This window comes from Flavobacterium myungsuense (assembly GCF_042677265.1).
GTDB lineage: Bacteria > Bacteroidota > Bacteroidia > Flavobacteriales > Flavobacteriaceae > Flavobacterium > Flavobacterium myungsuense.
The window spans coordinates 51,551-65,387 of record NZ_JBHTIZ010000010.1; the positions used below are offsets into that span (position 1 = coordinate 51,551).

13 protein-coding genes are annotated in these 13,837 nt (G+C 29.6%); all 13 read right to left on the reverse strand.

Annotation, left to right across the window (positions count from 1 at the left end; genetic code table 11):
- Positions 1-26: 26 nt before the first annotated feature.
- A complete protein-coding gene (locus ACFQ0S_RS03375) occupies positions 27-341 on the reverse strand; it encodes a hypothetical protein (RefSeq protein ID WP_379753438.1) in 315 nt (104 codons plus the stop codon).
- Between the two features lie 275 nt (positions 342-616).
- Entirely contained in the window at positions 617-1,051 is a 435-nt protein-coding gene (locus ACFQ0S_RS03380; protein WP_379753435.1) for an Hsp20/alpha crystallin family protein, read from the reverse strand.
- A gap of 319 nt (positions 1,052-1,370) precedes the next feature.
- Positions 1,371-2,453: an AI-2E family transporter gene (locus ACFQ0S_RS03385; RefSeq protein WP_379753432.1), complete on the reverse strand. Its 1,083-nt coding sequence runs from the start codon at positions 2,451-2,453 to the stop codon at positions 1,371-1,373.
- 22 nt (positions 2,454-2,475) lie between these two features.
- Positions 2,476-5,004, reverse strand: a complete 2,529-nt coding sequence (locus ACFQ0S_RS03390) for a cation-translocating P-type ATPase (RefSeq protein WP_379753429.1) — start codon at positions 5,002-5,004, stop codon at positions 2,476-2,478.
- Between the two features lie 236 nt (positions 5,005-5,240).
- Positions 5,241-5,675, reverse strand: a complete 435-nt coding sequence (locus ACFQ0S_RS03395) for a response regulator (protein ID WP_379753426.1) — start codon at positions 5,673-5,675, stop codon at positions 5,241-5,243.
- Positions 5,676-5,678: 3 nt separating this feature from the next.
- Positions 5,679-7,958 (reverse strand): PAS domain-containing hybrid sensor histidine kinase/response regulator, encoded by a 2,280-nt coding sequence (locus ACFQ0S_RS03400; RefSeq protein WP_379753423.1) that lies wholly within the window; start codon positions 7,956-7,958, stop codon positions 5,679-5,681.
- 2 nt (positions 7,959-7,960) lie between these two features.
- A complete protein-coding gene (locus ACFQ0S_RS03405; RefSeq protein WP_379753420.1) occupies positions 7,961-8,545 on the reverse strand; it encodes a helix-turn-helix domain-containing protein in 585 nt (194 codons plus the stop codon).
- A 95-nt stretch (positions 8,546-8,640) separates the two neighbouring features.
- Positions 8,641-9,105: a universal stress protein gene (locus ACFQ0S_RS03410; RefSeq protein ID WP_379819051.1), complete on the reverse strand. Its 465-nt coding sequence runs from the start codon at positions 9,103-9,105 to the stop codon at positions 8,641-8,643.
- 204 nt (positions 9,106-9,309) lie between these two features.
- Complete coding sequence (locus ACFQ0S_RS03415; RefSeq protein ID WP_379753414.1) at positions 9,310-10,158, reverse strand: polysaccharide deacetylase family protein; 849 nt, start codon at positions 10,156-10,158, stop codon at positions 9,310-9,312.
- Between the two features lie 3 nt (positions 10,159-10,161).
- Complete coding sequence (locus ACFQ0S_RS03420) at positions 10,162-11,247, reverse strand: hypothetical protein (protein WP_379753411.1); 1,086 nt, start codon at positions 11,245-11,247, stop codon at positions 10,162-10,164.
- A 408-nt stretch (positions 11,248-11,655) separates the two neighbouring features.
- Positions 11,656-12,348, reverse strand: coding sequence for a phosphoribosyltransferase (locus ACFQ0S_RS03425; protein WP_379753408.1), 693 nt, complete (start codon positions 12,346-12,348; stop codon positions 11,656-11,658).
- Between the two features lie 40 nt (positions 12,349-12,388).
- Positions 12,389-13,036 carry an alpha/beta hydrolase gene (locus ACFQ0S_RS03430; RefSeq protein ID WP_379753405.1) on the reverse strand — a complete coding sequence of 216 codons (648 nt, stop codon included), beginning with the start codon at positions 13,034-13,036 and terminating at the stop codon, positions 12,389-12,391.
- An 18-nt stretch (positions 13,037-13,054) separates the two neighbouring features.
- Positions 13,055-13,573 carry a YciE/YciF ferroxidase family protein gene (locus ACFQ0S_RS03435; RefSeq protein ID WP_379753402.1) on the reverse strand — a complete coding sequence of 173 codons (519 nt, stop codon included), beginning with the start codon at positions 13,571-13,573 and terminating at the stop codon, positions 13,055-13,057.
- Between the last annotated feature and the right edge of the window lie 264 nt (positions 13,574-13,837).

Below are 13,837 nucleotides of genomic sequence, written 5' to 3' on the forward strand. Positions count from 1 at the left end.
ATAATTCTTTCAAAGTTACAACTTTTTCAATTTCTATATCCTTGAATCAATAAACAAAGTGCATCCTCTAGAGCTTCTAGGGAATAGATTTTTTCTAAAGGAATTTCGAGTTCATCATATTTATCAATAATTTTTTGCAAATCGGTACTCGCAAACTTTATTTTCCCATCGAAAACTATTAATTTAGTTGGTACGATGGATTTGTGTTCCTTCAAAATCATATCTTTTTTGAAAGCCAATACAATCACATTAAAAGCAATTCCTGTGTGCATTAGTTTAACCACTGGGGAAGCTGTGACTGCTAATTCCGCTAATTCTGCTAATGCCTCTTTAATTATCATACTATATTTTATTTTTTAAATAATTATTTTTGAACCATTTATTAGTATATTGTTTTTAATTTAACTTTGTTTTTTTTTACCAAGTAGTTCAAAGTTTCGGAATTTCCAATCCAAATTATTTTGCTGACTGTTAAAGAATAAATATCAGTTTTAAGTACCTTTTTTTTGGTTTATTTAACGCAAATTCTTTCAAAAGTCACACTGTTTTCGGTTTTTTGTTTGTTGAACAATAAAAAAGCCCAATCTCTTTGGAATGGGCTTTTAAGAAAGGACACCTATACAACTTTTATTTCCTTTTTTGGGAGTAATTTAGTTTCTTCCATTTTTGGAATACCTAGTTTAAGAATTCCGTCTTTGTATTTGGCATCAATTTTTTCTCCATTAACCGTTTTCGGAAGTGTAAATGATCTTGAGAATGAATTATAAGAGAATTCTTTTCTTGTAAAATTATCGTTCTCTTCGTTTTTTTCTCTTTCTTTCTCAGCACTAATGGTGAGAACATTATCGTCCAAATCTATATTAAAATCTTTTGTCATAAAACCTGGAGCAGCAAATTCTATGTTAAATTCTTTTTTGGTCTCCTTGATGTTTACTGCTGGAAGTGTGTGTTTTAATTTTTTTTCTAACCATTTGTTATCAAAAAAATCATCATCAAAAAAATTGTCCATTCCAAATGGGATTAAATTTCCGTTAGATTTAATGAGTGTCATAATTTTAAAATTTAATTGTTAAACTTAAATTGATTTTTAATAGGTAAAGTTCATTTTATTTCAAGTATTTTGATTTATAAAATTTTTGAAAAGAATTACAAAATTCACATGTTTTTTTATTAATTCACATGTTTTTGTTAGAGTTGGATACTCCATTAGTATATTGATTCGTATTAAATTTTCACTATTGTACAAATTAAAAAATAGCACTAATAATTGCCAAAATTTAGTTTAGGGAATAAATGTTTTAACGAAATAAAGAAGTGCATTTATAGGTGATAGGACTGAAATTATAGTAATCAAATACCCTTTAATAATATTATTTTTTGTTTTTAGGACCATTCCCATCACTTAGTAATAATGATAAAATATTTAAACTTTCAGTTCTATCAGCAATTAGTTTTACAATACTAATGAATGGAATAAATACAATCATTCCTGCAGCTCCCCATAAAACTCCTCCGATAATAATGATTATAATAATCGCTAATGTGTTTATTTTTAATCTATTGCCTACGGCAAACGGAAAAATGATATAGGCTTCTAATATTTGTACTATTGTAAAAACTACAATTACACCTATAGGATACCAAATAGAATTAAATGTTACCCAAGAAACTGTAATTGGTAATAGTGAAGATATAATAATGCCAACATAAGGAATAAACGTTAAGATAGAAGCAATAAATCCAAATAAAAAGGGGTGAGGTACTCCAATAATAGCCAATCCAATACTGTTCAAAGTTCCTACAATTAAATAAACCAAACCCATTCCCTTAATAAAATTGAAATATTCATGAATCGTTTCAACAAGAATTTCATGAATAGTTTCCTTTTTATACCTTGGAAATAATTGGTAAAGAACGACCGACAATAAATGACGATGATACAATAATAAAGCAGATAGAATAGGAATGAGGATCAAGTTTAAAGCTGCTTCCGATAAGGAGTAAGTTGCATTTCTTAGTAATGGAAAAATTTCTAAATTGGAAGTAAAATTTTTTATGAATGCCAATTGTTTTTCAGAATTCATGCCAAATTGTGCTTCGATATAATTTCCTAATTGCGTCATCGATTGTACTAATTTTGTACTTAGTGAATGCCATTCATTTGTAAAAGAGGTAATTTGCAAAAACAATAAGTATAAAACGATAAGCACTAAAATTGATAATCCAAATAACGAAATTGCAATAGCAACGGTTTTCTCAATTCCTTTTTTTTCTAACCATTTGCATTCAGGATAAAGTATAAAACTAATGAATAATGAAAAGCTTAGTGGAATGAAAATGGTTTTGCCAAAATAAAGTAGTACTGATATTAAAACAACATATTGAAGTAGCTCTAGTAAAGATAATTTCCTTTTTGGGTTCATTTGATTTTCGGGTTTAAGAATTTCGTTCATTTTTGTTTATTTATAATTAATCCTAATTATTCTTAATAAATTTAGATAATCTCACATTTTCTCTTTTATATAACTTTATTAATTCATACCATATAACTGATAGCAGTCCAATTCCGACACTTATTCCTAATTGTGAAATAGTCAATTGCTCAAATTGGAAAAAGCTATTAATTGGTGGGATAAAGAGAATCAATCCAGTAAGAATAAAAGTTGCACTAATAATCAATGCCACTAGATTGTTTTTGTATTTCATTGTAGTGAAAATCGAATAAAAAAAGGATCGATTCACCAAGGTTAAAATAATATTGGCAGTAACTAAACCTGTAAAAACCATTGTTCTGGTTAGGTCTTCGCTTGCCTCATTAGCCACTGCATATTGATAAATAATTAGTAAACCTGTAGTTATCATTAATCCCTGTAAAATGCTCGTTGATAATTCTTTAATATTAAAAAAAGATTTAGTGTATGGTTTTGGTTTTTGGCTCATCGTGTTTTTTTCAATCGGCTCATTTTCATAAACAATCGAGCAAGTGGGATCCATTATTAATTCTAAAAAAGCAATATGAATAGGCGAAAAAATACTAGGATAATCCCATTCTAAAGCTAAGGGAATAAAAACAATGAGTACAATAGGAATGTGAATAGAAATTACAAACTGGATGGCTTTTTTAATATTGGTGTAAATTCTTCTGCCCATAGCAATTGCATCAACCATTGTTGACAAATCATCATTAACTATAATAAGAGAGGCTGTTTGTTTTGCAATTTCTGTTCCTTTTTTTCCCATTGCAATACCAATATGAGCCGATTTTAAAGCCGGACCATCATTTACGCCATCACCTGTCATTGCCACAATTTCTCCATTCGATTTTAAGGCATTTATAATTTTTAGTTTGGCTTCAGGAAACATTCTGGTAAATATTTGTTTTTCCATAACCGTTTTTTTTAATTCTGAGTCAGACAATTTCATTAATTCATCGCCTGTAATACATTGATCAAAGCCCTTAAAACCTACTTGCTTTGCAATGGAAGTTGTGGTTAATCCGTAATCGCCAGTGATGATTTTTACATTAATTCCTGCTGTATAAAAATCTTGCAACACCGCATAAATGTTCTTTTTTGGCGGATCATAGAAAGAAACCAATCCTTTAAAAATAAATTTAAATTCCTGTTGGGTTTTAGGGAATTCGCTTCCTTTAAATTCGGCTTTTGCAACTCCTAGAACACGATACCCTTCAGTTGTTATGGTTGTAATTGCCTTTTCTATTTCTTGCTCATCAATTGCAGATAAATTCGATAAATGCATTAATGCTTCTGGCGCACCTTTTGCCACAATAATTTGTTTTCCTTCCTTGTTTCGATAAACATGAGTCATAATAGGTGGTTTTCCACTCAATGGGTATTCGTGAATCATTTTATAATGCTGTTGTTCCTCTTTTGCTATAATTTTTGAATACGCTTTGTGTAAAGCCACTTCCATTGGGTCAAATGGAATGGGTTCGCTTGCCAGCATAGCTAGTTCAATTAATTCTTTTTCATCACTGTTTATGTCAACTTCAGGAGTTTTTATTTTTTTAGATTTTAATCCAAATATTTTGGCTAGAGTCATCTTGTTTTCAGTAATTGTACCTGTTTTGTCTATACAAATTACAGTAGCGCTGCCCAGAGTTTCGACAGTTTTTGTTTGCTTAACGATTATTCCTTTTTTCATCATTCTCCATGCTCCAATTGCCATAAAAGTGGTAAATGCGACGGGAATTTCCTCGGGTAAAATGCTTAGTGCTAGTGTAAGCGCTTTCAGTAAACTATCTATTACATTTTGCGATTTTATATAGTTTAAGGCTAATACAATCAGAAAAACAACTAGTCCTATCAATGCCATTTTTTGTACAAAACTATTGAGTTTTAATTCAAGTGCGGTTTTTTCTTCTGCTATTCCTTCTATGCTTTTTCCAATTTTCCCTAATTTGGTTTGAATTCCAATTGCTGAAATTGTAGCGATAGCCATTCCGCTTGTAACAGTGGTGCCCTGAAATATCTGGTTATTATTTTGTGTTTTGTCTTTGTGGACAGGAAATGATTCTCCTGTGAGAATAGCTTCGTTTACAGAAAAATCATTCGAATATACAATCCATCCATCTGCAGAAATGACTATTCCTTCTTCTACCAACAGACTATCTCCAATGACTATTTCCTCGGTTTTTATTTCAGTAATAATTCCGTTTCGTATTACTTTACATTTGGGTTTTGAGTAGGCTTTTAGCTTTTCTAATGCATTGCGACTTCGTGTGTCTTGATACAATGAAATAAGAGAAACAAATAAAATAGCAAAAAGTAAAAATATTCCGTCTGCGGTTTTTCCTGTTATAAAATAAATTGATGATGATACAAGTAGAAGTATAATTATTAACGGATCCTGCAGAAATTTTTTTAAGGATTCGAGTATAATATTGGGTTTTTCAAATTTTGTAATGTTGCTCCCATATTTACTTCTTGATTCAATAACTTGCTTATTGCTTAATCCTTGAATATCGAATTTTTTTATTGACATTTCGATCGTATTAAATTAGGTGTCAATAACAAATTTGGCTCTAATTTTCTTGAAAAGTATTATACAATTTTGCAATTAAGTTGTATAATTCATCGGTTATTGTCAAAGATTTAAGATTTCTGATTAACGATTTTTGATTGCAGAAGTTTTGAGCATAGTAAAATCAATATTTCTTTATTAATTAACCCCAAAAGTCAAGCTATTTTAGGCATGGACACAAAGAAAATCAAAAACCCCTACATTCTATTCATATACCAATTTAATTCTTTTTCCATTTTTTGATATTTGAAAATCGATGTAATTATTTTTTGAAGTCGTACAAATGCGGTTTCGCTTTTTACCACATAATCGAAGGCTTTATGGTGCATACAACTTACAGCCACTTCAATTTTATCTTGTGAGGAAAGCATAATAACCGGAATATCAATAGTGTAATTTTTTATTTTATCTAAGGTTTTTAAGCCGTTCATTGCTGTTTTATCAATGCCATCAAGATGGTAATCAAGAATAATTACATCTGGGTTTTTATGTAAATTTTCGATACAAAGTTCACCTGTTGCAAAGGTTTCTATTTCAAAATCCCCATGGTCAAGAAATTGAATTTCTAAAGCCTTTAGAAACAATGCATCATCATCGACTAGGAATAATTTTATTTTTTTTGAGTCTTGCACGATTTAATTATTTAAATTATTGAGTTCCATTTTAAGTTCTTCGATCGCTTGCAAACAAATATTTTCGAGTTCAAGTATCCAATTTTTACATTCTGCCATTGTTGATTCATCTCCAATTTTCCTGGCTATTTCTTCATATTTTTTGTCAATTCCAACAATTGTAAAAGATGGAATTAATTTATGAACTGCCGATTTTAAAGTGTCAAAATCGTTCTCTAACCAACTTTTCTTAATAAAATTAATTAGTATAGGTGTTTGATCGAGATATACATTAATCATTTCTGTCATTAATTTTGGATTTGATTTGGTGATTTTGTTAAGATAACCCATGTCAGTACATTTTTGAGTTTTAGGTTCGTAATTTTCGATAGATTCTATTTCTATTCTTTGCTTAGGTTTTTTAATTAATGTTAGTATTTTTCTATATAAAGCGTTATCATCGATTGGTTTTGAAATATAATCATTCATGCCTGCTGCTAGGCATTTTTCTACATTTATGCTCGTCACATCGGCACTAAGAGCAATTATAGGAACAGAAGATTTAAGTGTATTCCGAATAAAATTCGTTGCGTCAAAGCCATTCATTACTGGCATTTGTAGATCCATTAGAACAACATCATAGTTGTCTTTTTTAAGATTTTCAATAGCAATTTTTCCATTCTCTGCAATATCATATTCGAACCCAAAATCGTCTAATATAGTCTTCATTAATAATTGATTGAGTTCTACATCTTCAACAATTAATACTTTGATATTTTTAGTGGGATTGTCAATAAACTCAATAATATCATCATCAACAACAATTGATGTTCTATAGGTTTTCTTAAACGGTAGTACAAAACTAAAAGTAGAGCCTTTGCCTAGTTCGCTTTCTACGTGAACACTACCTCCCTGACCTTCGACAAGTTGTTTTACAATAGCTAGTCCTAGGCCTGTACCTCCAAATATTCTAGAAGTTTGGCTATGTGCTTGTTGAAAATTCTCGAAAATTTGATCTATTTTATCGGCTTCAATTCCAATTCCAGTATCGCAAACGGAAAATTCTAAACTTATATTTTCATCGTCTTCGGTTAATTTTCTCACGCCAAATGTAATTTTACCTTTGAAAGTAAATTTTACAGCATTGCTAACCAAATTTAGAATTATTTGGTGTAAACGAATAGCATCTCCAATCAAAACTTCTGGAATATTTTGATCATATTTTACAACTAATTCTATATTTTTTTCTTGAATTTTGGTTTCAAATAAATGTAAAATAGTTGATATTGATAAGGCGAGTTTAAAGGGCGCTTTTTTGAAAACCATTTTACCAGCATCTACTTTGGCCAAATCGAGGATATCGTTTATAAGAACAATTAGTGTGTCTCCACTCATTTTTATGGCACTTATATATTCTTTTTGTTTAGGTGTTAACTCCGTTCTGAGAATCACTTTTGTAAACCCGATGATTGAATTCATTGGTGTTCGGATTTCGTGGCTCATATTGGTAAGAAACTGTTGTTTCGATTTTACTGCATTTTCCGCTTTTGTGATGGCTTCTTTTAGTTCTTTTTCGATTTTTTTTTGTTGACTTACATCACGAATAGAAGCACAAACAATCAAGCCTTCTTCACTATCTATTGTACTTAAACTTATTTCTACAGGAAACTCTGTTTGGTCTTTATGTTTGGCAAATAGTTGCATTCCTTCCCCCATTTTACGCACTTTTGGGTTGGCAAAATAATTTTGTATATGGTTATGGTGTGATTCTTTGAATCGAGAGGGCATTAATAAAGCTATTGGGTTTCCAATAATTTCGTTTCTGTTGTAACCAAAAAGTTTTTCTACTTGAGTATTTACAGATTGAATATTTCCGTCATGATTAACTATAATAATTGCATCTGGAAGTGATTCTAAGAAGCTTTGAAATTTAGTGTCGTATTTTTTTTCTAGAGCTATTTTACGACCAATAATCACTAACTCTGAATTTTTTGTTTTTTCATTTTTATAAACAAAACCATTGTACAATAGATCTTTTTCATTGTGTCCCACTAATTCTAATTCTTCATCGTGAAAGAAACCAATTTCAAATAGTTTTGCGCAGTTTTTTTTCACCCTTTCCGAATCCTTAAAATAATTATAGCAATAGGTACCAATAATATCTTCTCTCTTTTTCTTGATTATATTCAAAAATTTGCTGTTTATATCCGTTACTTTATAATCGCTATCAATAACAATTACTGGTTCAGAATGAATTTCAGTCAAACTTGTTGTATAAATTAGATCTTTCTTGATGGTATTCATATCTATACTTTTTTGCTACTGTTGTATCCCAGTTCTTCAATCGGATTTCTACGTTTGTCTTTGAGTTGCTTGAAATGAGATGGAGCCAATCCAGTAACTTTTTTGAATTGTGATGATAAATGGGCAACACTACTATAATTCATTTTATAGGCAATTTCGGTTATGGTCAATTCGCCATAAATCATTAATTCTTTTACCCTTTCAATTTTATTATATATGATAAAATGCTCTATGGTTGTTCCTTGTGTGTCAGAAAATAAATTGGCTAAATAATTGTAATTGTGATGTAGTTTTTCACTTAAATAGTCTGAAAAATTTATTTTAATATTTTCTTCAGAATGATGAATCATTTGAATAATAATGTTTTTTATTTTTTCGATTAGAATTGATTTTTTGTCATCCATTAATTCTAATCCTGATTCAATTAATTCTTTTTTTAGATACTCTCTCTGTTCTAACGAAATGTCTTCCATAATTTCTACTTCGCCTAAATCGACCAGAATAAAATGCAAATTCAACTCTTTTAGTATTTCTTTGACCACCATTTTACAGCGGTTGCTGACCATGTATTTGATAAATAGCTTCATTTATTTCAAGTGATTTTATTCTTAAGAAAGATATAAAGTTAATAAAAATAACAATCCAAAAAGGGAACTCGTTATTATTAATTTGAAATAGAACACTATTTTTTCTTAGTTGGAATTATTAAAAGCGGAATATTTGTGTCGTGCAATACTTTTTCTGTAGTACTTCCCATTACTATTTTTTCTAGCCATTTTTTACTATGACTCCCAATTACTATAATATCGGCGTGATACAAATTGGCAGTTTCTAAAATAGTTTCAGCATATTCTCCTTCTTTTACTACAGTTTCAATAGAGGAATCACCTAAATGTTTTTTTACGTTATCTAGAAAATCCAATCCTGTTTTTGTTAAAATTTCACTGTTTTGTTGGTAAGTGTCTAAATTTGAAAAACCAGCAAATCCCATAATAGGTTCATAGGATACAGATGAATAATCGATGGGGGTTAAGAAAGCGTGTAGTAAAATGACTTCTGCATGCATTGCTTTAGCGAATGAAAAACCAACTTCTGCAATTTTTTTATCAGTTGTATTGCAGTCTAGTGCTATAAGAACTTTATTCATTTTGATAGTTTCCATATTAAAATTAGATTAGATTATTAAAAATTAATCTTAATTTCTCAAAATTCAGAAAATAAAGTAGATGTTGTTTTACATAACTTTCAATAATTGTTACATAATTTACAGGTTAATAAATAGTCATTATGAATCGGTGAATTATTGTTTTATCATAATTTTAAGTGATATTTTCAACTGATTTTTAAATATTTATGTTTTGTTTTTTATGATATCAAGTAAATCTTTTATTGAGTAGGTACTTTGAACAATTATTCGAGGAACTGTATAATAGGGTTTTCTAGGATTGCTTTTACCATATACAATAAATGCCATTTTATAACCATGTTTTTTTATAGAATCTGTTGCACTGAGGCTCCAAATGCCAAAAGGATAGGCAAAATAATCAATTGGTTTTTCTATAATTTTTTCAAGCTGCTTTTTAGGTTTATCTAATTGAAGAATCCAATCTTCTTTTTTATATTGAGTTATCTTTTGATGATCCCAGCTATGCACACCAATAGTGTGACCTTTTAGTGAGAGTGTTTTAATGTCTTCTTTTGTCATATAATTTTTTTTGCCAATCGCAATGGTCATAATAAAAAAGACCCCCTTAAAATGATAGTGTTCCATGATAGTAGCACCAATCGTGAATTGTTCTTTCCTACCATCATCAAAAGTAATAATTATTGGCTTTTCTGGCAGAGGCTTATTATTTGTCCAATGCTCATATAGTTGATCTGGAGAAATAGTTTTATAACCATTCTCAGCTAATGCTTTCATCTGTAATGCGAAAGCTTCAGGAGTTACACTATAAGTTTTTTTCTTGGGACTGTCTGTTTTACTAATTTTTCTAATAGCGTGATAGCAAAGTACAGGTATGTTTTTTATTGGTAATATTTTAGAATGATTGATACGATTATTTTTGGCAATCCATTCTATTTCTTGAATATTAGTTTCAGAAACTTTCTTTTCCTTTTTTAAATTTGTACAATAGTCTACAAAAAATAGAAAAAATCCACTAATTATAATCCATTTATATGTAGGAAAAAAGTAAAACATTAATTATTGATATTGAATATAAATGGGCTTTGGAGTAAACTTCAGTAGCTCATGTGGTGCATAAAGTCTGTTTTTTCCTTGTGTATCATTCTTATAAAATAATTTAACACCAGTAAACTGAACAGGTTCTTTAGATATTGCAATGTTGTAAGAGGATTTTTTGAGTTCTTTATTACCAAAACCGTCCATATTCATAACAATTTGAACTTCTGATGTTAGTCTAATTTTTTTATAATCTGTAACCATTGGTTTTGTAAAACGGTGCACTACAAGTATTTTTGGTGGAAGTTTATTTTCTTTAACAATAGCCTGCAAAATTGTAATAGCCTTGTTTATATCCTCAGACGAAAGAGTTCCAATTTTAGTTCCAGGGACTTCCCCTTTTTTCATTGCAAATTCAGGATCTATTCCTAAATGTACATTTGGATATTTGAGGTATTTTAGTAATGAATTCACTTCCTCTTCTACTGTACTTTGCCCTACTTGCACATCGAGAAAAACAATTGCATTTATAGATTTTGCCCATGACATTATAGTATCAATTTGTTTAAAAGGCATTCTTAGCCTATACTTCCCATTTTTCCCGGGACTACTTTGTGCTGTTATAGCAATATAATGTAGGGCAGGAATTGCAGTAGTACTGGAATCTGCTATTTGCCATTGTTTAACTTCCTCTTCTAATTTTTTGAGCATCTCGTATTTTGGAAGTTGTCCCAAAATCCCCATTCTCCTAGAATATAAATTCCCATAAAACGCAATCACTCTTTTAAAAGGCAATACTGCCCCTGGGAGTGGGTAAGGAGTCTTTACATCCAATTTCAGCCAAGCTCCTGAATTATAAAGAACCTGCATTCTTTTGTTATATTCATTAGTGTCAATTGATATAGCCTTTTTTTTCTTTATTGAATCACTTTTTTTAATTACATTTTTATTTTCTTTTGCTTTAGATTTATTACATCCTATAGTGACACTAAGAAAAAATCCAAATAGCATTAGCAATGCAATAAAACAGTTTTTTTCCCAAATATATTTTATAGACTGGAGTCTAGAATAGAATGCTTTTACTTTTAATAGTTTTATCGTTTCCATTAATTAAAATTGATTTAATGGTTGATTTTGAAGTGCAAAAAAAACTTAATTTGTTTAAATTGTAATTACTATTAATTTATGAAAAAGAAATAGATTTTTATGATTTATTTCATTCGTATTTTATCAAAAAAAGGGGTTTCTCTTTTTTCAACACATTTACATGCATATAGGTACATTGATGCACTCTATGATTGCCAATTTTGACCTATAGCCTCCCCATTTTGAGCTTTTATCCATTCGTTAAAACCAAATTGCATATTTTCTGCATTTATGTTTTTTATCATGCATAATTCAAAACAATAAATACAATTTCATTTTACTAGACTGCTAAAAAAATAAGGCTTGATGCAATTTTAAATAAAATCCATACAAGCTCTTACATAAATAGTTTATTAGGATGACAAGATCCTAAACAATGTTAACACTTTTTTGGGGCAAAAAGGGTTCTTTATTACGTGTCATTTGATTATAAATAATTGTCTGCTGTTGATTTCTTTTTTCTAAATATACCATAACATCTTCATCAGAAATAGCTTCAAATTTTTTGTAGAATTCATCTACAGTTGAGAGAAACGGAGGTATTATTAAAACAATTAACTCAGCCACTTCTTCTTTTAAAAGTGCTATTCCTGCATAAGAGGCAATTGGAACAGCCACAACAATTTCTTTAGGTTTGCTTTTTTTAATTAATCGTATGGCATAAAGTAAAGTATGTCCGTTAACCATTCCATCATCTACAATGAGGACTGTTTTTTTATTAAAATCCTGCATTTTTATTTTGTGTTGATATTTCAACTTCATTTGTTGCAATCGTTGTTGTATTAGCTGTACTTCTTTTGTAATATAACTTTTTGAAACGCCTCTTGGTTTTGTTATTAAATAATCAGAGAGTCCAACTACTCCAATGGAATGTTCTTTATCGTTTGGGTGTCCTATTTTTTGAGAAAACACCAAGCTTAGAGGCAAATCTAGCTCCTTAGCTATACAATATCCTATTGGAACACCACCAGACGGCAAAGCTACTACTACTGTATTTTCAGATTTATATTTTAGAAGCTTTTTGGCTAACAAAATCCCCGCTTGAATTCGATTTTTTAACATAATAGTCTATTTTAATTATTTTAGAAAGAATATTTAAGTCTCACACCGCTTTCTGAATAGGCAAATAGTTTTTGAACCAATTTGTTGATAATTCAGAAACCTTTTCCATCGCACCAAGTTCTTTAAAGGAATTATAGGCACCAGGTACTACTTCGAGCTTTTTATCGCAATTTAACTCTTGAAAGGTAACCTGATTTAATCGAAGTGTATTCTCGTTTAAAGCTCCAACAATTAGTAGTATAGGAACATTCACTTTTGCCAAATCGTTTCCTACAAGATCAAGGCGCCCACCTTTAGCGACAATTCCAAAAACTTCGGGGTGCTTTATAGATGCTTTTATAGCTGAAGCGGCTCCGATACTAACACCAAAATAGCCAATAGGAATATGTTTGGTAGTAGATAATGTTTCTAAATATTCGGTTACTTCAATGAGTCTTTTTGTTAATAAATCAATATCCATACGTTTTTTTGTGTCTTCCTCTGGTGTCAATAAATCAAATAATAATGTACCAAAATTTCTATTTTGTAAATATTTTGCCACTTGTCGGTTGCGAACACTAAATCGATTATTTCCGCAATTTTGAGAAAAGACAATTAATGCTTTTGCTCTAGGGGGTATATATAATTCTCCAACTAGGCGCACGTGATCAATAGGTAAACTTATCTCAGTATAATTAGTTACATCCATGATTTCTATAATAAAAGATTAAATAGTAATTGCTATAGGGTTTCTAACTTTTCGATTAATTTCACGAATAGCAAGATGAAAAAGACGTTCGTCTATGTTTTTTTCAGATATTTTAGCTTCATTTAAAAATTTAGCATCTTTAGGAAATTCGAGTACAATAGCCCAAGTAGCAACAGAGTTATAAGCATGAAATTTATAACTACTAATTGCTTGAATAGCTTCCAATAGGCTAGAATCTAGAATATTACTGCTGCATCGTTTCAGCTTCTCATTGGTTTCTTCAATATAGGCTTGCATAACTCGATCAATAACACAATGATTTCTATTTTCTTTATGAGAATCACACAGTGATTTCAATCGATCTATATGAACATTAATTTGATAGTAATAATTTTGTAACATATTTTTCAGTGGCAAGTTTTGCGTTTCATCAATCCACTTTGGCATAGTATTTTTAAGCAAAGTTTCACTTGCTATTAATCTATAAATTTCGTTATGAAATAATTGTTGTAATGAATTTGTTGCTTTTGTTTCCATATTTTGTATTGTTAAACATTTAGAATTTTAAAGATAGTAATACGTTTTTTGTTAAAAATTGATCTATATCATTTTTAGAATTGATTGGAGTCAATATTAGATTTTAAAAAAAAAATAAATTTTGAAGTTTATTCCATTCTTAATTTTATTTATTTGAAACAATGATTTTAATTAATAATATACCCGTTGGGTGTAATTAAATTATTTGATTTTTAATATTGTTTATAGGTCTGTCAAATATAAATTTATTGATATACTGAACCA